This window comes from Brenneria sp. L4-2C, from assembly GCF_040240335.1.
GTDB lineage: Bacteria > Pseudomonadota > Gammaproteobacteria > Enterobacterales > Enterobacteriaceae > Brenneria.
Map to the genome: position 1 here is coordinate 29440 of NZ_JBEIAC010000014.1, position 17762 is coordinate 47201.

Genomic DNA, 17762 nt, shown 5'->3' on the forward strand with positions numbered 1-17762 from the left:
TATAAGCCAATTATTGGGGGGGAGAGATAGCAACCGATGAAATATATAACACGAAATCAGCGCCGCCAAACAAGATTGTTTGTATGCCATGCAAGATAGTACGTCAATTTGTAAGTAGCATAAAACGCCTGGTTGTTACTGCCTCTGTGGCCTCTGTTTTTTCTATTTCAGGCGATAATCTGACGCTTGATATACAAAATAGACACATCGAATTCACAATGGAAAGTTGATTTTTTCTTTTTTCGATCTCGCTAAAAAATTTTTTTCGAATAATTATGATGTGTGTCACATCCTGATATTTTAATACTGCTTTGAGTGTTAATTTCATGTTTAACGCAATGCTGTTTTCTACCTAATGTTCGCACGGAAAATAAGAATAAATGATTAAGCGGTATTAATCATCAGCCTGTTTTTTTTGCAAGATTGTTGGTAACTAAAACATATTATCATGTCGTTTTTCCCGCGCCGCAGTATCACTATATCACCATCAACTTTGTATATCCCTCTGAGATAAATGGGGTTTGTCGTAAGGAAACCTTCATTCTGTTTCGGAAGCCTTCACGACTATCCCAGATATCCGTTATTGCCGATAGGAGAGATCATGAAAATAATAACCTGCTTCAAGCTGGTTCCCGAAGAGCAAGACATTGTGGTTACCGCGCAGCGGACGCTCAATTTTGAGCGTGCCGATGCCAAAATCAGCCAGTTCGATCTGAATGCCATTGAAGCGGCCGTACAGTTGGCCGGCGACGACGATCGGGTCGTCGCGCTCAGCGCCGGCGGTAAGTTTTTGGACAACACCAAGGTGCGTAAAGACGTACTGTCGCGCGGCCCGCAGGAACTCTATCTGGTTCAGGACGAAAAGCTGGAGCATGCGCTGCCTTATGACACGGCGCGGGCGCTGGCCGCCGCCGCCCGCAAGATCGGCTTCGATCTGCTGCTGTTCGGCGAAGGCTCCGGCGATCTGTACGCCCAGCAGGTCGGACTGCTGGTGGGCGAGCTGTTGCAGCTTCCCACCGTCAATGCGGTCAGCAATATCCAACGGGTCGATAACCGCCTCCTGATTGAACGCACCCTGGAAGATGAAGTGGAAGTGCTGGAATTGGCGCTGCCGGCCGCGCTCTGCGTCACTTCGGATATCAATGTGCCGAAAATTCCCTCCATGAAAGCCATCCTCGGCGCGGGCAAAAAACCGGTCACGCACTGGCAGGGCGGCGATATCGACTGGTCGCCGGCGGCGCCCTATACCGAACTGACTCAAATCCACGTGCCGCCGCAGGCGGAACGTAAACACGTCATCATCGAAGGTGACTCGCCGGAAGCGGTTGCTGAATTGGCGGAACACCTGAAAAAAGCGCTGAACTAACCCGCAACGGAGAAAAAAATCATGAGTAAATTAGCCAACGTATGGGTGTTCAGCGACAAACCCGATCGCTACGCCGAATTGTTGAGCGGCGCCCGGCAGTGGGGCGAACGCGTCGACGTACTGCTGTCCACGGCCGACGCCGTGCCGTCCGTTCAACCGCTGGGGGCGGATGCGCTCTACGTGCTGGATGAGAAGTCGACCCTGCAACGGGTGGAAAACTATGCGGAAACCCTGGTTGCTCTTATCGATAAACCCGCGGCTCAGCAGCGGCCCGCCACGCTTATCCTGCTGGCGGCGACCAAACGCGGCAAGGCGCTGGCCGCCAGACTGGGCGTGTTGCTTGATGCGGCGGTGGTCAACGACGTTACGTCGTTCAGCGTCGACGATGACGCCGCCTATGCCGAACACCGGATGTACGGCGGTCTGGCCTTCGGCCGGGAAAAAATCAACACCCCGATCGCCGTTGTCACGCTGGCTCCCGGCGCTGTCGAGCCGGTATCGGCCGATGCCGCTCACTCCAGCCCTGTCCATCAGGCGGATTATGTCGCGCCTCGCCAGGCGATCCTGTGCAAAGAGCGCCGCAGCAAATCGTTGAGCAGCGTGGATCTGAGCAAAGCCAAACGCGTGGTGGGCGTGGGGCGCGGTCTGACGGCGCAGGACGACCTGCGCATGGTGCAGGCGCTGGCGAGCGCGCTTGGCGCGGAAGTGGGCTGTTCGCGGCCGATCGCCGAGGGCGAACACTGGATGGAGCGTGAGCGCTATATCGGCGTGTCCGGCGTATTGCTGAAATCCGATCTCTATCTGGCGCTGGGCATTTCCGGGCAGATCCAGCATATGGTCGGCGGCAACGGCGCCAAGATCATCGTCGCCGTCAATAAAGACAAGAACGCGCCGATCTTCCAGTACGCCGACTACGGCCTGGTGGGGGATATCTACAAGGTGGTGCCGGCCCTGATTGAACAGCTAACTCAATAATAATAAACGGCCCGCCCGATAAAAAGGTCGCGGGCCGGGGAGCAACAGCATGTCGGAAGAAAAATTCGATGCCATCGTGGTCGGGGCCGGCGTGGCGGGCTGCGTCGCCGGTTATGTCATGGCGCAAGCCGGACTGGAGGTGCTGGTCATCGAGCGCGGCAATTCCGCGGGCAGTAAGAATATGACCGGGGGGCGTCTTTACGCCCACAGCCTGGAGAAGATTATGCCGGGCTTTGCGCAGGAGGCGCCGGTCGAGCGCAAGGTCGCCAGAGAGAAAATCTCCTTTCTCACCGACGACAGCGCCGTCACGCTGGAGTTCCATAGCCAGCGGCCGGATAGTCCGGCGCAAGCCTCCTACACTGTGCTGCGCAACCTGTTCGACCCCTGGCTGATGGAAAAAGCCGAGGCGGCGGGGGCGCAGTTTATTCCCTGCGTCCGGGTGGATGCGCTGCTGCGGGAAGGCGGCAGGGTGACCGGCGTACAGGCCGGCGACGATGCGCTGGAAGCCAACGTGGTTATTCTGGCCGACGGCGTCAACTCGCTGCTCGGCCGCGCTATCGGCATGGTGCCGCCGCCGTCGCCCCATCACTATGCCGTGGGCGTCAAAGAGCTGATCTCGCTGCCGTCGTCGCAGATAGAAGACCGCTTTAACCTCTCCGCCGGCGAAGGGGCGGCCTGGCTGTTCGCCGGCGCGCCGTCCAACGGCCTGATGGGGGGCGGTTTCCTCTACACCAATCGGGATACGCTGTCGCTGGGGCTGGTCTGCGGCCTGGGCGATATGGCGCGCGCCAGCAAAAGCATCCCGCAGATGATGGAGGATTTTAAACGCCATCCCGCCATCCGCCCGTTGATTGCGGGCGGCGAACTGCTGGAGTATTCCGCGCATATGGTGCCGGAGGGCGGCCTGGCGATGGTGCCGCCGCTGGCGGACGATGGGGTGATGATCGTCGGCGACGCGGCGGGGATGTGTCTGAATCTGGGCTATACCGTGCGCGGTATGGATCTGGCCGTCGCCTCGGCGGAAGCGGCCGCGTTGACCGCCATTGAGGCGAAAAAACAGCAGGATTTTTCCGTCGGCGGGCTGGCCGGATACCGCAAAAAGCTGGAGCAGAGCTTTGTGCTGCGCGATATGCATCACTACCGCAAGCTGCCGGCGCTGATGGAAACTCCTCGCCTGTTCGACCAATACCCGCGCATGGCCGCCGACATCATGCGCGATATGTTCATGATTGACGGCAGTCCCGCTAAACCCCTGCGGACAAAAATAGTGAAACGGGCCAGACAGGTGGGGCTGATGAATCTGCTGAAAGACGGCATTAAAGGGGCGGGCGCGCTATGAACGACGACAAAACGGTAAATGTGGACGTGAAACTGGGGGTCGATAAATTCCGGGTGGATGAAGGCAACCCGCACATCGTACTGGTTGATAACCCGGATGCGGAACAGTTCCGCCTGCTGCTGCACGCCTGTCCCGCCGGCCTGTACAAACAGGACGACGAAGGCAATATCCATTTTGACTACGCGGGGTGCCTGGAGTGCGGCACCTGCCGGGTGCTGTGCGGCGATACCATCCTGGAGAAATGGGAATACCCGCAGGGTACCTTCGGTATCGAGTTCCGTTTCGGCTAACCCCTTAGAACAGGGAAATCTGACGGCCGACGGCGACCTCGGGTGGCGATATGTCGGCGATTGACGAGACACGGCACTGCACGGTTGTTATTGATAACCGGGATAACGCGAATGACTGTCACGATAAAATTTAACGCGGCGCGCAGGGAATATTACCGACAACAGGGTTACTGGGGAGACGCGTCGCTCGCCGACTATTGGCATCAGTCGGTTAAGGCTGCCCCGCAAAAGATCGCCGTCCTCGACAATCAGGGGGCGTCATACACCTATGCGCAACTGGATCGCGCGGCGGGAAGCGTGGCCGCTTACCTGCTGGAGGCGGGCATCCGGCCCGGCGACCGGGTGGCTTTTCAGCTTCCCGGCTGGTGCGAATTCACCATTATCTATCTGGCCTGCCTGAAAACCGGGGCGGTTTCGGTTCCGCTGCTGCCCGCTTACCGCGAGACGGAGCTTATCTGGACGCTTAACAAGAGCCAGGCCCGCGTGCTGTTCGCCCCGACGGTGTTCAAGCAAGACCGTCCGCTGGAGCGGGTCGCCCCGCTGCGTTCTCAACTGCCGCACCTACAGCGGGTGGTGGCCGTCGATAAGCTGGCGTCCGCCGACTCGACGCCGGCGCTCAGCCAGCTGCTGCAAGACTATTCCCCGCTGGAAAATCCCGTCAGGACGCACGGCGACGAACTGGCCGCGGTGCTGTTCACCTCCGGTACGGAAGGGGTACCCAAGGGCGTTATGCTCACGCATAACAATATTCTCGCCAGCGAACGCGCCTACTGCGCGACGCTGAACCTGAGCTGGCTGGACACCATTTTGATGCCCGCGCCGCTGGCCCATGCCACCGGTTTTCTGCACGGCGTCACCGCGCCCTTTATCATCGGCGCGCGCAGCGTGCTGCTGGATATTTTTAATCCGTCGGCGTGCCTGACGTTTCTGGAGCGGGAAAAATGCACCTGCGTGATGGGGGCCACGCCTTTCGTCTACGACCTGCTGTGTTGCGTGCAGCAGCGTCACTACGACCTCTCTTCGCTGCGTTTCTTCCTGTGCGGCGGCACCACCATCCCGAAAAAAATCACCCGCGACTGTTTACAGGCCGGCATCAAGTTGCTGAGCGTTTACGGCGCGACGGAAAGTTCGCCCCATGCGGTGGTTAAGCTCGACGATCCGCTCTCCCGGGTGATCAATACCGACGGCACCGCCGCCCCAGGCGTGGAGATCAAGATCGTCGACAAGGCGCGCCAAACGGTTCCCCGTGGCGTAGAGGGGGAAGAGGCGTCCCGCGGTCCCAACGTGTTTATGGGATATCTGGACGAACCCGAACTGACCGCCCGCGCGCTGGATCAGGATGGCTGGTACTACAGCGGCGATCTCTGCCGCATGGATGAGGACGGCTACATCAAAATCACCGGCCGGAAAAAGGATATCATCGTGCGCGGCGGCGAGAATATCAGCAGCCGGGAAGTGGAGGAGATTCTGCTGCAACATCCGCGCGTGCGCGACGCGGGGGTGGTCGCCATGCCGGACGCGCGTCTGGGAGAGCGTTCCTGCGCCTATCTGGTCCTGAAAGCGCCTTACCGGACGCTGACGCTGGCAGAGGTGATCGCCTTCTTCAGCCGCAAACGGGTCGCCAAATACAAATATCCGGAACGGGTGGTTATCGTCGACGCGCTGCCGCGCACGGCATCGGGAAAAATCAAAAAGTATCTGTTGCGCCGGGATATCATCCAGCGGCTGGCGCGATGCGCCGAGGAAGAGGAGACCTGCCTCGACGCGCCGGCGTCATCGCCGCCTTGCAACTGACGTCGGCGTTGGCGTTTTACAGAGAAAACTTGTCCGCATCGCGCCAGGCGGGGAAAGCCTCGCGATAGCTCTGCAATGTTTCCAGCGACAGTTCGGCATCCAGCCGGGCCGGCCGGTTCGGCGGCGCGGAGGCCAGCGTTTCTCCCAGGGCGTTAATGACCAGACTGTCGCCCTGATAGCTATGGCCGTTGCCGTCGCTGCCTACCCGGTTGCATCCTGCGACATACGCCTGATTTTCAATCGCCCGCGCGGCCAGCAATGTGCGCCAGTGCAGGGCGCGCGGCGCCGGCCAGTTAGCGACATACAGCAACAGATCGTAATCCCGATGATTGCGCGACCATACCGGGAAACGCAGGTCATAACAGATCAGCGGGCAAATCCGCCAGCCGCGCCACTCGATAACCGTTCGTTCAACGCCGGCCTGATAATATTGATGCTCATCCGCCATACGAAATAAATGGCGTTTGTCATAGTGAAAAACATTGCCCTGCGGATCGACCAACAGAAAGCGGTTGACCGCGCCTTTTGGCGTTCGCAGCGCGACGCTGCCGCCGATCAGCGCATTAGTGCGCTGCGCCCACTGGTGCAGCCATTTCTCAATTACCGGCTGTTCGATTCCTTTATGCGCGGCTTCCATCGAAAAACCGCTGGTAAACATTTCAGGCAACACGATCACGTCGCGGTCGGCGATACCGGCCAGCAGCGCGTCAAAATGGTTCAGATTGGCCGCGGCATCCTGCCAGACCAGCGGCTGTTGCAGTAAGGTGATTTTCAAAGTCGACATAGGCGCTCCGCAGCGGCATCCAGCGTAGATTCCTGTTTTGCGAAACATAGCCGAATCAGCGTGTGCTGGAACGGCTCGGCGCAGAATACCGACAGCGGAATGGCCGCCACGCCTACCTGCTCGGTTAACCAGCGGCAGAAGCTGACATCGTCCCGATCGGAAATCGCGCTGTAATCCGCCAACAGAAAGTAGGTGCCTTTACAAGGCAGGGTTTTAAAGCGGCTGCCGGCCAGCGCATTCACAAAACGATCGCGGCGGGCGCGATAAAAATCGGGCAGGGAGCGCCAGTGATCGGGTTGTTCCCGCAATATATCCGCAATGGCCAATTGCGCGGGGGTGTTGACCGCGAACGTCAGGTATTGGTGGATTTTACGGACTTCGGCGCTCAACGCGGCCGGCGCGATGCAGTAGCCCACTTTCCAACCGGTCATATGGAATGTTTTACCGAACGAGGAGACGGCGATGGCGCGCTGGCGCAGCGACGGATGCGCCAGCACGCCGGCGTGACCTTCTTCGGCAAAACAAATATGCTCGTACACTTCATCGCTCAGCACGTAGATCTCATGCGCGGCGATGGCCTGCCAGAGCTGTTGGAAATCTTCTTTCCGCCATACGGTGGCGGAAGGATTGTGCGGCGTGTTCAGGATCACCAGACGGGTGCGATCGCTCAGCAGGCCGGAGAATTCCGCCCAGTCGACGTGAAACGCGGGCGGTTGCAGCGCAACGCGTTTCAGTACGCCGCCCGCCAGTTCCACCGCCGGGGCGTAGCTGTCGTAGCTGGGATCGAAACAGATCACTTCGTCGCCGGGACGCACCAGCGCGGTAATGGCGGCGAACAGGGCTTCCGTCGCGCCTGCGGTGACGGTGATTTCCGTATCGACATCAGGCCGCCAACCATATATTTCAGCGGTTTTCTCGGCAATGGCGGCACGCAGCGGAGCGACGCCGGTCATCGGCGCATACTGATTCGCGCCCTGACTGACGTGGTAAGCCAGGCGCTGCTTCAGGTAGTCCGGGCCGTCAAAGTCGGGAAAACCCTGCGAGAGATTGATGGCTTGATGCTGCTGCGCGAGTGCGCTCATCTGCGTAAAAATGGTGGTGCCAAGCGAGGGCAGTTTGCTGTCGGGAATAAGTGCGGCGCTCATGACTGATAAGGACTCCTACAGGCCTGTATTGCTAGCCAATATAACACGATGTTAGTATTTGGCAATCAAGACGCTTGGACGTTTAAACGGCTAAATTCCTTTAAATGCTAAGTCATAACTAAAAGTACTATACCCGATAGATTTCAGGATGCGGCCGCCAGGTTGCAAAGGGAAGCCGAGGGGGAATAAGTACCCATAAATAGGAAGTATCATGACGGAAAACCTGCAAATTACGGCACTCCTCGCCGCCTGTCATTGGATAGGCCAGAAGGGCTGGTGTCCGGCGACCGGCGGCAATATGTCTGTGCGCCTTGATGAACATCAGTGTCTGATTACCGAATCAGGCAAGGATAAAGGCAGCTTAGAGGCTGATGATTTTCTGCGCGTGGATATCGCCACCAATCATGTGCCTAGCGGACGTACCCCTTCCGCGGAAACCGGGCTGCATACCTTACTGTATCGCACGTATCCGCGCACCGGCGCGGTGCTGCATACCCATTCGGTCAACGCGACCGTCCTCTCCAGAGTGGAAACCGGCCCGGAACTGGTGCTGCAAGGTTATGAAATGCAGAAGTCGCTGGCGGGACAGAAAAGCCATCTCGACCGCGTTGCGATCCCGATTTTCGATAACGATCAGGATATCGCGGCGCTGGCGCAGAAGGTTGCCGCTCGCGCGGAGATCGACGCGTTGCGTTACGGCTTTCTGGTTCGCGGCCATGGCCTCTATTGCTGGGGCGATAGCGTAAAAGAGGCGCGCCGTCATCTTGAAGGGCTGGAATTCCTGTTTCAGTGCGAGCTGCAACGTCGCCTGCTGGAGGCCAAATGAGTCAGGTCGGGGTGATTAAAGCGATTGTCACGGATATTGAGGGCACCACCAGCGATATTCGTTTCGTGCATAATGTGCTGTTTCCCTATGCCCGAGACCGTTTGACGGAGACGGTGCGACGGCAGGAACAGAATGAGGAGATCACGCGGGCGTTGGCGGCGCTGCGTCTGGAATTGGGACTGCCGGATGCGGACCAGGCCACGCTGATTACGGCATTAAACCGTTTCATGGATGAAGATCGTAAATCTCCCGCGTTGAAGTTGTTACAAGGCATTATCTGGCGCAGCGGCTATCTCAACGGCGATTTTCGCGGTCATGTTTACCCGGAAGTCGCGGCGCGGTTGGCGGACTGGCGACAGCAGGGCATTCGGCTGTACGTCTACTCTTCCGGTTCGGTTGAAGCGCAGCAACTGCTGTTTGGCTACAGCGAGGCCGGGGATCTGCGCCCGCTGTTCAGCGATTATTTTGATACTCGCGTCGGCGCCAAGCGCGAAACGGCGTCTTATCGCGCCATCGAGCAATCCATCGGCCTGCCTGCCGGACAGTTGCTGTTTCTGTCGGACATTCGTCAGGAACTGGACGCCGCGCAGCAGGCCGGATGGCATACCTGTCAGCTCATTCGTACCGATGCTGATGACTTGAGCGGCCACCGTCAGGTGGCGAGTTTTGACCAAATCGATTTACAGGAGTATTCCCAATGAGCGCACTGACCATCTTTAGCGATAGCGATGCAAGCCAGCCGATTTGGCAAAGTCAGGATGCAGAAGCCATCCGTCGGCAACTGGCCGATATCGGCGTGAGATTTGAACGCTGGCAGGCGAACCAGCCGTTAAGCGCCAGCCCCGATGCAGACGAAGTGCTGGCGGCCTATCGGCAGGATATCGATCGGCTGGTGGCGGAAAAAGGCTATCAGTCGGTGGACGTCATCAGCATTCGGGCGGACAATCCGCAGCGCGCCGAGCTGCGCGCCAAATTCCTGTCCGAACATACCCATAATGAAGATGAGGTGCGTTTCTTCGTGGAGGGCGCCGGACTGTTCTGCCTGCATCTGCAAGGCAAGATCTTCCAGATCCTGTGCGAGAAAAACGATCTGTTATCCGTTCCTGCGGGTACCGCGCACTGGTTTGATATGGGGCCGGAACCTCACTTTACCGCCATTCGTCTGTTCGATAACCCGGAAGGCTGGATCGCGCATTTCACCGGCGACAAGATTGCGGATGCGTATCCGAAGCTGGCGAGTTGAATTTGAGGTGATGTAACAGAGAGGCGCCAGCCGGGCTGGCGCTTTTTTTATTTCAACGCTGAGCGAAATATCCCGTCTTGCGCCGCCTGCGGCGTCACGATGCCGGTATCCAGCACCCAACCGCTGATCAGCGCCGCCGGCGTGACGTCGAAGGCCGGATTGTAGACCGACGCATTTTGCGGCGCCCACTGGCAGCGGCCGAAACTGCCGGCTACGCCGGTGACTTCCGCCGCGGCGCGTTGTTCAATCGGGATAGCCTTGCCGTCCGGGCAGTCGGGGTCGTGCGTGGTATGCGGCGCGGCCACATAGAATGGGATCCGGTGATAATGCGCCAACACGGCCAGACTGTAGGTGCCGATTTTATTGGCCACATCGCCGTTGGCGGCGATACGGTCCGCGCCGACCCATACCGCGTCAACTTTTCCTTGCGCCATCAGACTGGCGGCCATCGAGTCGCAAATCAGCTGATAAGGAATGCCCAACTCGCCCAACTCCCAGGCGGTAAGGCGTCCTCCCTGGAGCAATGGCCGGGTTTCATCCACCCAGATCTGGCTAATTTTCCCCTGTTGATGCGATCGCAGCAGCACGCCGATGGCGGTGCCGATGCCGGCCGTCGCCAGCCCGCCGGTGTTGCAGTGGGTCAGTAGACGGCTGTTCGGCGCAACCAGCGTGGCGCCGTAATCGGCAATGTTCTCACACAGCCGGCGGTCTTCCTCGACCAGACGCAACGCTTCCTGCTCCATGGCGTCGACGAATTGCGGCTGCGCCAGCGCGAGCTTCATCCGATCCAGATTATTCATCAGATTCACCGCGGTCGGACGCGCGGCGCGCAGCGTTTCCAGCGCGTCGGCCAACTGCGGCCTGGAAAGCCCTTGTTGCGCCAGCAGGGCGAGCAGCAGGCTGGCGGATAGGCCGATCAGCGGCGCGCCGCGTACGCGCAGCGTTTGAATATGTTCAACCAGCGTCGCGACGTCCGGGCAGGGACACCAGCGTTCTTCCTGCGGCAGCGCCTGCTGATCGAGGATCCAGAGCCGATCGTCAACGATTTTCAGACTGGTTGTGTTAAGTTTCTGCATTGTAGGTTAAATCCATGTTGTGCTATTGCATCAATTTTCTTATTCTGCCAATATGCTTGACAGATGTATAGATGTCCAGACGCTTTTATGTCTGATGGCGCTGAAAACGGTCAATAGAAGAATAAAGAAGGGGTTGGCAATGTCACTTTACCGCACCTTTACGGCAGACGATGCTGTGGAATATGCCCGCCGGTACGGCGGGGCGAGCGATCCGCAAGCGCTGGTCGCCGCAGAAGAAATTGGCGACGGTAATCTGAATCTGGTGTTTAAAATCCTTGATGTCCAGGGAATAAGCCGGGTGATAGTCAAACAGGCGCTGCCCTATGTGCGCTGCGTCGGCGAATCCTGGCCGCTGACGCTGGATCGCGCGCGCATTGAAGCCGAAACGCTGCTGGTCCACGCGCGGTTTTGCCCTCAGCACACGGTTACCGTCTTGCACCATGATGCCGAACTGGCGGTGATGGTGCAGGAAGATCTTTCCGATCATCGCATCTGGCGCAGCGAGTTGACGAGGGGGGTTCACTATCCTCAGGCGGCCGAACAGTTGGGCGAGTATCTGGCGCAGACGCTGTTCCATACGTCGGATTTTTATCAGGGGCCTCATGACAAAAAAGTGGCCGTCATTCAGTTCACCAACCCTGAGCTATGCCAGATCACCGAAGATTTGTTCTTTACCGACCCCTATATCGACCACGAACGAAATCAGTTCGACGCGGCGCTGGCGGACGATGTTCAGACGCTGCGCGACGACCGGGCGTTGAAGCTGGCGGTGGCGGGATTAAAGCACCGTTTCCTGAGCAAGGCCGAAGCGCTGCTGCATGGCGATATCCATAGCGGTTCGATCTTTGTCGCGGAAGGACGTTTAAAGGCGATTGACGCCGAATTCGGTTTCTATGGCCCGATAGGGTTCGATGTGGGAACGGCGTTGGGTAATCTGTTGCTTAACTATTGCGGTTTGCCGGGGCTGCTGGCGCCGCGTGAAGCGGATGCGGGAAGAGCGCAGCGTCTTGCCGACGTCCGCACGCTGTGGAATACCTTTGCGGCGCGTTTTTTGGCGCTGAGTCAGCATCATAGCCGTGAGCCGTCTTTGGCTGAATCGGGCTATGCCGAGATCTTTTTGCAACAGGTATGGCAGGATGCGATCGGCTATTGCGGCACGGAACTGATTCGCCGCACGATTGGACTGGCGCACGTCGCCGATCTTGACGGCATTCAGGATGATGATGCCCGGGCGGAGAGTCAGCGTCACGCGTTGCGTCTGGGACGAACGTTGATTCTTGCCGCGCCGCACATTGCCAATGTGGATGAATTACTGGCTCGCGTACGTCAAAGCGGGGCATAAAAAGCAAACTTCTCAATACGGGGGCGAGCTGTCGCCCCATGGCGCTTATTTTTTCCCTTTCTCCATCAGCGCCTTCAGATCGGCAAAGGGGTTATGCGTCGCGACGCCGACATCTTTCTGGGCATCCTCGCCGGCGACCACGGTCGAACCGTAGATATCCGCATCGGTATATTTTGAATGCTCATGGTCGTGACAGTACAGGCACAGCATTTCCCAGTTGCTGCCGTCTTCCGGGTTATTGCTGTGGTCGTGATCGATATGGTGAACGGTGAGCTCACGCAGGTTGGAATAGACGAACTCGCGCGAGCAGCGGCCGCATACCCAAGGGAAGAGTTTCAGCGCTTTTTCACGATAGCCGCTTTCGAGCTTCGCGTAGTTCTTCGGAATATATGCCATGGCGTGGTGTCTTTATTAGGGAGGAAACCGTTATTTTACCGCGCTTGAGCAGCGACCGACAACGGCTCCGACCTGCAAATCCGATGTGTTGTCCTTTACCCGCCTGTTTTTATCGATTTGTTTACATCGTAATTACAATTTGATCCGCAATCCGGCGGGTTATGCACCATTTTCTGATTGTTTTCCGCGATCCTGGCGATCGTGACATTGCGCGCTTCTCGCTGTTTCGGCAATCCGCTACACTGCATAACAGAATATGATGATGTCACCGGACAAATTTGAGAGGATTCCATGTACCAAGACTTAATCCGTAGTGAGCTGAAAGAAGCGGCGGCTACGCTGGATGCTTTTTTGAGTGACGATGCGAATATTCAGTCTATTCAAAATGCTGCGGTATTACTGGCCGACGCGTTTAAATCAGGCGGGAAAGTGATTTCCTGCGGCAATGGCGGTTCGCACTGCGATGCGATGCATTTTGCCGAAGAGCTGACCGGCCGTTACCGGGAAAACCGCCCTGGCTACCCGGCGATCGCTATCTCTGACCCAAGCCATCTCTCCTGCGTCAGCAACGATTTTGGTTATGATTTTGTTTTCTCTCGCTATATCGAGTCCCTTGGGCGCGAAGGCGATGTGCTGCTGGGGATTTCCACGTCGGGTAATTCCGGCAATATTATTAAAGCGATCGCCGCGGCGAAAACGAAAGGGATGAAGGTCATTACGCTGACGGGTAAAGACGGCGGCAAAATGGCCGGTACCGCGGATGTGGAAATCCGCGTGCCGCATTTCGGCTATGCCGACCGTATTCAGGAAATTCATATTAAGGCGATACATATCCTTATCCAACTCATTGAAAAAGAGATGGTTGCTAAAGGATAACGGAAGGCGCTTGAGAGGTTAAGAGATTTACCATGTGTGAACTGCTTGGGATGAGCGCTAATGTACCGACGGACATTTGTTTCAGTTTTACCGGACTGGTACAGCGTGGCGGCCTGACCGGGCCGCACCGGGATGGTTGGGGAATTACGTTTTATGAAGGACATGGCTGCCGGACCTTCAAAGACCCGCAGCCAAGCTACTGCTCGCCGATAGCCAAGCTGGTGCAGGATTATCCCATCAAATCTTGCGCCGTGGTATCGCATATTCGCCAGGCGAATCGGGGATCGGTCGCGTTGGAAAATACCCATCCTTTTACCCGCGAACTGTGGGGGAGAAACTGGACGTTTGCACATAACGGGCAATTAAAAGGGTATCGTTCGTTAAAAACCGGCACATTCCGGCCGGTCGGCCAGACGGATAGCGAATTTGCGTTCTGCTGGCTGTTGTACCAATTGTCGCAGCGCTATCCGCGCACGCCGGGCAACTGGCCGGCGGTGTTCCGCTATATTGCGCAACAGGCGGATGTTCTGCGCAAGAAAGGCGTGTTTAACATGCTGTTGTCTGACGGGCAGTTTGTGATGGGATATTGTTCAACCCATCTTTATTGGATTACCCGGCGCGCGCCCTTTGGGAAAGCGACATTGCTGGATCAGGATGTGGAAATTGATTTTCAGCAGCAGACTACGCCCAACGATGTGGTTACGGTGCTGGCGACGCAGCCGCTGACCGGCAATGAAACCTGGCATAAGATCATGCCAGGCGAGTTTGTTTTATTTCGTTTCGGTGAACGCATAATTTGATACCGGCTTGCTGGTCATCAACGGTGGACTGACGACGTACTGCCCGTTTAATACCGAGATGGCCGGCGGCTGATAATGCTGATTGAAATAGGCATAACCCGGTTGTAACTGACGCCAGAAAGCGGAATAGGCGGAATTACGGTGGCGTTGCATATTTTTTTCCGTCATGCGGAACGGATAAATCGCCAGCTGTATTTTCGTCTGTCCGTTAAGCAGCGCCTGTTCCGCATAACGATAGATCTCTTCAATATAATTATTGGTCATGGCATAGCAACCCACGGAAACGCATTCGCCGTGGATCATCAGGTAGCGGCCGGAATATCCCTGTGATTTGTCATATTCATTAGGAAAACCAATGTTTATCGCGCGATAATAATGGCTGTCCGGTTTGAGCTGGCGGAGATCGACCTGATAGAACCCCTCGGGGCTTTTTAAATCGCCCTCAATGCGTTTCGGCCCAAGTCCGCCCGAATATTTACAAATCGGATAATTTTCCAATAAGCGATATTCATTTCCGACTTTGGCGTAAAGTTCTAATACTCTCTCTTCCTTAAATATTTGAATATAGATCGGAGAGCCCAATAACTGTTGCTTCAGGTCTTTTGCTATCGGCGCGGGTTCACTGGCTGCGCAGGTAACGGCAAGGGACGGCAAAAAAAACAGCATCGCAAAAGACAGCGCGATTTTTTGCATTGTTGATCCTGGTGAATAAAAGCTGTGCTATATCGACGGGGCGATGATCCTCCCGTACTCCTTTGCCTGTTGGCGGTTTCACATTATCATTGCCTTAATTTTAATCAAGAGTGAAAACCGATAAAAAAGTTAATTTTGCGGCGCAAGGAGTGTAGCGGCCGATTAATCGACCTTGTCGGTAATAAAAAGACATATTTAATGGACAATAAATTTAAGGCGATACCTTTACGCTGTCCATTGTTTATTCCGCCTGAGTGCGTCAGGCAGGTAATCAGCGATTACAATTTTGTCGCTTCAAACATCATGATATCGGTTACAAAAGAACCGTCATCCTGTAGTTCAAAATGCCGGACGACTTCCGCGGCCAGGGTTTTTTGCAGTTCGCGGATCGCGACGGCGAAAAAGTCGGGCGTTCTCATGCGCGCGATCCAACTGCTGAACTCCAGTTTCAGGCGATCGCTGGCGACGTTACGCACGATAAATCCTGCTTCGGTAAACATGCTCAGCCATTCGCCGGGCGCGTAATCGCGCACGTGAGAGGGATCACGCAATTTTTCCACCGTTTGCAAATAGACATCCAACAGCGGATGACCCGGTGAGACCACATCCATCATGATGACCTGACCGCCCGGTTTCAGCACGCGGCGGATTTCACGCAGCGCCTGCCCGACATCATGCCAGTGGTGGGCGGAATAGCGGCTGATAACGATATCGGCGCTGGCGTCGGCAAACGGCAGCGCTTCGGCGACGCCCTGCTGCGTGCGGATATTCGTCAGACCTTTCTGCTTGGCGGCCTGAGCGACGACCTCCAGCATTTGTGAGGACAGATCATAAGCCACGACCTCTTTCACCACCTGGGCGGCGGTGAAACTGGCATGTCCGGCGCCGCATCCCAGATCGATGACGGCGGCATCAGGGGAGGCGGCCAATAAAGCCGACAGTCGCTCTAAATCCTTACCCAGGGCATGTACCGTACTGGTCAGATAGTTTTGTGCTTGCGAACCAAACTGGCGTTCGACGCTGTTGCTGTGACTCTGCTGATTCTCCATCGCGGCTCTCTGTTCTCTGAGTGGGTTATCCTGCGCCAAAAGGTTAACACGGTAATAATATCAAGCGGAGGACAAACAGAAATAATGCGTTTTTTCGTCAATAGGCCGAGGGTTAAGCGCGAAGACAACGGACGACTGTTCGCCAACTTGTTTATAGCAACTTCAGGCTGTATATTTATACAGTCTTGGCGGAGGGGACGTATGCGCAAAATTATTCATGTCGATATGGATTGCTTCTACGCGGCAATTGAGATGCGTGATAATCCGCGCCTGCGCGACATCCCGCTGGCGATTGGCGGCAGCGCCGATCGTCGCGGCGTGATCAGCACCGCCAATTACCCGGCCCGGCGCTATGGGGTTCACAGCGCGATGGCGACGGCGACGGCCTTGCGTCTGTGTCCGCACCTGACGTTACTTTCCGGGCGGATGGAGGTGTATAAAGCCGCCTCCCGCCAGATCCGCGACATCTTCGCCCGTTATACCTCATTGATTGAACCGCTTTCTCTGGATGAAGCCTATCTGGATGTCACCGACAGCCCTTATTGCAACGGTTCCGCGACGCTGATGGCGGAGGAGATCCGTCAGGCTATTGCCGCTGAGCTGAATCTGACGGCCTCCGCCGGCGTCGCGCCCATCAAATTTCTCGCCAAGGTCGCTTCCGAGCTGAATAAACCTGACGGCCAGTATGTTATCCCCCCGGATAAGGTGGACGCGTTTTTATTGCAGTTGCCGCTGGCGAAGATCCCCGGCGTCGGCAAAGTCACGGCGAAGCGGCTGGAAGAGAAGGGCATGCTGACCTGCGCCGACGTGCGTAATCACGAACTGGCTGAGTTATTAAAAAGTTTTGGCAAATTTGGCCGGGTTTTGTGGGAGCGTTGCCACGGAATTGATGAACGGCCTGTCTCGCCAGACCGGTTGCGGAAGTCGGTCGGGGTTGAGAAAACGCTGGCGCAGGATATCCACCACTGGCATCAGTGCGAAGGTTTAATCGAGCAGCTTTATCAGGAGCTTGAATTACGTTTAAAACGCGTAAAACCCGATCTGCATATCGCGCGGCAGGGGGTAAAACTGAAGTTTGATGATTTTCGCCAGACCACGCAGGAACATGTGTGGCCGGTGTTGAATAAGCAGGATTTGCTCACGCTGGCGCAGCAAACCTGGGAGGAACGTCGCGATGAGCGTGGCGTTCGACTGGTGGGATTGCATGTTACGCTGCTCGATCCGCTAATTGAGCGTCAGTTGGTGTTGAATTGGGAGTGAAGGCGTAGCCGTATAAAGTACGGTATTTGCCATTAACAGTTCCCTCCCGGCAGTCTCTTAGTCGCATATTTACTGATAACGGTATATGTAAGCTCGGTGTTATTTCGTGCGCGAAAAGAAAGGTATTTTTATGCCACGTCGTAGCACGCGCCCGACGCAGGGTGGTTCAAACGCCACCACCCTCCGGACCCGGGCTTGTGGCTGAAATCACGCCGCTGACGCGGTGCCTTCGGCGGTCGCCCCCTTTTCCGAACCGCCAGTGACGCGTTCCCGACGCGGCACTGGCTTGCGCCGCTTCCCTGCGGCGCATTCGCGGGGTCGTCCACCTCAGCGTAATTTCTTACGCCGCTCAAAAACAAAAAAAGAATCAGGAATGAGCCCAAGACCAGAATGCACATGGCATCTAAAGATTCCTTGGATTTGTGTATAAGAGACAGTCGCAGGGGAGGGCGCCGCTTAGCTCCTCCCCCTGACAAGGGGGAGGCCGGGTGGGGGTTGTTAATGACAA

General features: G+C 56.6%; 18 protein-coding genes. 12 read left to right on the forward strand and 6 right to left on the reverse strand.

Annotation, left to right across the window (positions count from 1 at the left end; all coding sequences use genetic code 11):
* Positions 1-601 precede the first annotated feature (601 nt).
* The 5 genes from ABRZ26_RS17840 (at position 602) to fadK (ending at position 5764) form a co-directional block, all read left to right on the forward strand.
* Positions 602-1366 (forward strand): electron transfer flavoprotein, encoded by a 765-nt coding sequence (locus tag ABRZ26_RS17840; RefSeq protein WP_319605495.1) that lies wholly within the window; start codon positions 602-604, stop codon positions 1364-1366.
* Between the two features lie 21 nt (positions 1367-1387).
* Positions 1388-2341 (forward strand): electron transfer flavoprotein subunit alpha, encoded by a 954-nt coding sequence (locus tag ABRZ26_RS17845; protein ID WP_319605496.1) that lies wholly within the window; start codon positions 1388-1390, stop codon positions 2339-2341.
* 49 nt (positions 2342-2390) lie between these two features.
* A complete protein-coding gene (locus ABRZ26_RS17850) occupies positions 2391-3680 on the forward strand; it encodes an FAD-dependent oxidoreductase (protein WP_319605497.1) in 1290 nt (429 codons plus the stop codon).
* A complete protein-coding gene (locus tag ABRZ26_RS17855; protein ID WP_319605498.1) occupies positions 3677-3970 on the forward strand; it encodes a ferredoxin family protein in 294 nt (97 codons plus the stop codon). Before ABRZ26_RS17850 ends, ABRZ26_RS17855 begins: the two co-directional genes overlap by 4 nt.
* A 111-nt stretch (positions 3971-4081) precedes the next feature.
* Positions 4082-5764: a medium-chain fatty-acid--CoA ligase gene (gene fadK, locus ABRZ26_RS17860; protein ID WP_319605499.1), complete on the forward strand. Its 1683-nt coding sequence runs from the start codon at positions 4082-4084 to the stop codon at positions 5762-5764.
* Between the two features lie 16 nt (positions 5765-5780).
* On the opposite strand, the gene ABRZ26_RS17865 is transcribed toward fadK, so the two are convergent.
* Together ABRZ26_RS17865 and ABRZ26_RS17870 are read right to left on the reverse strand one after the other, a co-directional pair.
* On the reverse strand, positions 5781-6548 hold the full coding sequence (locus tag ABRZ26_RS17865) for an amidohydrolase (RefSeq protein WP_319605500.1): 768 nt from the start codon (positions 6546-6548) through the stop codon (positions 5781-5783).
* Positions 6536-7693, reverse strand: a complete 1158-nt coding sequence (locus tag ABRZ26_RS17870; RefSeq protein ID WP_319605501.1) for a pyridoxal phosphate-dependent aminotransferase — start codon at positions 7691-7693, stop codon at positions 6536-6538. The genes ABRZ26_RS17865 and ABRZ26_RS17870 overlap by 13 nt, the downstream gene beginning before the upstream one ends.
* A gap of 211 nt (positions 7694-7904) precedes the next feature.
* On the opposite strand from ABRZ26_RS17870, the gene ABRZ26_RS17875 reads away from it, so the two are divergent.
* From ABRZ26_RS17875 to ABRZ26_RS17885, 3 genes are read left to right on the forward strand one after another with little or no spacing between them, the layout of a single operon-like run.
* A complete protein-coding gene (locus ABRZ26_RS17875; protein ID WP_319605502.1) occupies positions 7905-8519 on the forward strand; it encodes a methylthioribulose 1-phosphate dehydratase in 615 nt (204 codons plus the stop codon).
* Positions 8520-8530: 11 nt separating this feature from the next.
* Complete coding sequence (mtnC, locus tag ABRZ26_RS17880; protein ID WP_319605560.1) at positions 8531-9220, forward strand: acireductone synthase; 690 nt, start codon at positions 8531-8533, stop codon at positions 9218-9220.
* On the forward strand, positions 9217-9762 hold the full coding sequence (locus ABRZ26_RS17885) for a 1,2-dihydroxy-3-keto-5-methylthiopentene dioxygenase (protein WP_319605503.1): 546 nt from the start codon (positions 9217-9219) through the stop codon (positions 9760-9762). The genes mtnC and ABRZ26_RS17885 overlap by 4 nt, the downstream gene beginning before the upstream one ends.
* A gap of 47 nt (positions 9763-9809) precedes the next feature.
* On the opposite strand, the gene mtnA is transcribed toward ABRZ26_RS17885, so the two are convergent.
* The gene (mtnA, locus tag ABRZ26_RS17890) at positions 9810-10838 is read right to left on the reverse strand and encodes an S-methyl-5-thioribose-1-phosphate isomerase (protein WP_319605504.1); all 1029 of its coding nucleotides are present in this window, start codon (positions 10836-10838) and stop codon (positions 9810-9812) included.
* A gap of 139 nt (positions 10839-10977) precedes the next feature.
* Here mtnA and mtnK point away from each other — a divergent pair, with 139 nt between their 5' ends.
* Positions 10978-12180 carry an S-methyl-5-thioribose kinase gene (mtnK, locus tag ABRZ26_RS17895; RefSeq protein ID WP_319605505.1) on the forward strand — a complete coding sequence of 401 codons (1203 nt, stop codon included), beginning with the start codon at positions 10978-10980 and terminating at the stop codon, positions 12178-12180.
* 45 nt (positions 12181-12225) lie between these two features.
* Here the strand turns inward: mtnK and yajD are convergent, their stop codons facing one another.
* Entirely contained in the window at positions 12226-12576 is a 351-nt protein-coding gene (gene yajD, locus ABRZ26_RS17900) for an HNH nuclease YajD (RefSeq protein ID WP_319605506.1), read from the reverse strand.
* A 291-nt stretch (positions 12577-12867) separates the two neighbouring features.
* On the opposite strand from yajD, the gene lpcA reads away from it, so the two are divergent.
* Together lpcA and ABRZ26_RS17910 are read left to right on the forward strand one after the other, a co-directional pair.
* Positions 12868-13452, forward strand: a complete 585-nt coding sequence (lpcA, locus tag ABRZ26_RS17905; RefSeq protein ID WP_319605507.1) for a D-sedoheptulose 7-phosphate isomerase — start codon at positions 12868-12870, stop codon at positions 13450-13452.
* 32 nt (positions 13453-13484) lie between these two features.
* Positions 13485-14252 carry a class II glutamine amidotransferase gene (locus ABRZ26_RS17910; protein ID WP_319605508.1) on the forward strand — a complete coding sequence of 256 codons (768 nt, stop codon included), beginning with the start codon at positions 13485-13487 and terminating at the stop codon, positions 14250-14252.
* On the opposite strand, the gene dpaA is transcribed toward ABRZ26_RS17910, so the two are convergent.
* Together dpaA and ABRZ26_RS17920 are read right to left on the reverse strand one after the other, a co-directional pair.
* Positions 14223-14945, reverse strand: coding sequence for a peptidoglycan meso-diaminopimelic acid protein amidase (gene dpaA / locus ABRZ26_RS17915; RefSeq protein WP_319605509.1), 723 nt, complete (start codon positions 14943-14945; stop codon positions 14223-14225). The two genes, ABRZ26_RS17910 and dpaA, sit on opposite strands and share 30 nt — an antisense overlap.
* Positions 14946-15223: 278 nt before the next feature.
* Positions 15224-15994, reverse strand: coding sequence for a class I SAM-dependent methyltransferase (locus tag ABRZ26_RS17920; protein WP_319605510.1), 771 nt, complete (start codon positions 15992-15994; stop codon positions 15224-15226).
* A 201-nt stretch (positions 15995-16195) separates the two neighbouring features.
* Here ABRZ26_RS17920 and dinB point away from each other — a divergent pair, with 201 nt between their 5' ends.
* Positions 16196-17254 carry a DNA polymerase IV gene (gene dinB, locus ABRZ26_RS17925; RefSeq protein WP_319605511.1) on the forward strand — a complete coding sequence of 353 codons (1059 nt, stop codon included), beginning with the start codon at positions 16196-16198 and terminating at the stop codon, positions 17252-17254.
* Positions 17255-17762: the final 508 nt, after the last annotated feature.

Excerpts from the sequence above, each read along its gene's own strand:
- ABRZ26_RS17840 (WP_319605495.1), top strand. The coding sequence starts at position 602 with ATGAAAATAATAACCTGCTTCAAGCTGGTTCCCGAAGAGCAAGACATT.
- ABRZ26_RS17845 (WP_319605496.1), top strand. The coding sequence starts at position 1,388 with ATGAGTAAATTAGCCAACGTATGGGTGTTCAGCGACAAACCCGATCGC.
- ABRZ26_RS17850 (WP_319605497.1), top strand. The coding sequence starts at position 2,391 with ATGTCGGAAGAAAAATTCGATGCCATCGTGGTCGGGGCCGGCGTGGCG.
- ABRZ26_RS17855 (WP_319605498.1), top strand. The coding sequence starts at position 3,677 with ATGAACGACGACAAAACGGTAAATGTGGACGTGAAACTGGGGGTCGAT.
- fadK (WP_319605499.1), top strand. The coding sequence starts at position 4,082 with ATGACTGTCACGATAAAATTTAACGCGGCGCGCAGGGAATATTACCGA.
- ABRZ26_RS17865 (WP_319605500.1), bottom strand. The coding sequence starts at position 6,548 with ATGTCGACTTTGAAAATCACCTTACTGCAACAGCCGCTGGTCTGGCAG.
- ABRZ26_RS17870 (WP_319605501.1), bottom strand. The coding sequence starts at position 7,693 with ATGAGCGCCGCACTTATTCCCGACAGCAAACTGCCCTCGCTTGGCACC.
- ABRZ26_RS17875 (WP_319605502.1), top strand. The coding sequence starts at position 7,905 with ATGACGGAAAACCTGCAAATTACGGCACTCCTCGCCGCCTGTCATTGG.
- ABRZ26_RS17885 (WP_319605503.1), top strand. The coding sequence starts at position 9,217 with ATGAGCGCACTGACCATCTTTAGCGATAGCGATGCAAGCCAGCCGATT.
- mtnA (WP_319605504.1), bottom strand. The coding sequence starts at position 10,838 with ATGCAGAAACTTAACACAACCAGTCTGAAAATCGTTGACGATCGGCTC.
- mtnK (WP_319605505.1), top strand. The coding sequence starts at position 10,978 with ATGTCACTTTACCGCACCTTTACGGCAGACGATGCTGTGGAATATGCC.
- yajD (WP_319605506.1), bottom strand. The coding sequence starts at position 12,576 with ATGGCATATATTCCGAAGAACTACGCGAAGCTCGAAAGCGGCTATCGT.
- lpcA (WP_319605507.1), top strand. The coding sequence starts at position 12,868 with ATGTACCAAGACTTAATCCGTAGTGAGCTGAAAGAAGCGGCGGCTACG.
- ABRZ26_RS17910 (WP_319605508.1), top strand. The coding sequence starts at position 13,485 with ATGTGTGAACTGCTTGGGATGAGCGCTAATGTACCGACGGACATTTGT.
- dpaA (WP_319605509.1), bottom strand. The coding sequence starts at position 14,945 with ATGCAAAAAATCGCGCTGTCTTTTGCGATGCTGTTTTTTTTGCCGTCC.
- ABRZ26_RS17920 (WP_319605510.1), bottom strand. The coding sequence starts at position 15,994 with ATGGAGAATCAGCAGAGTCACAGCAACAGCGTCGAACGCCAGTTTGGT.
- dinB (WP_319605511.1), top strand. The coding sequence starts at position 16,196 with ATGCGCAAAATTATTCATGTCGATATGGATTGCTTCTACGCGGCAATT.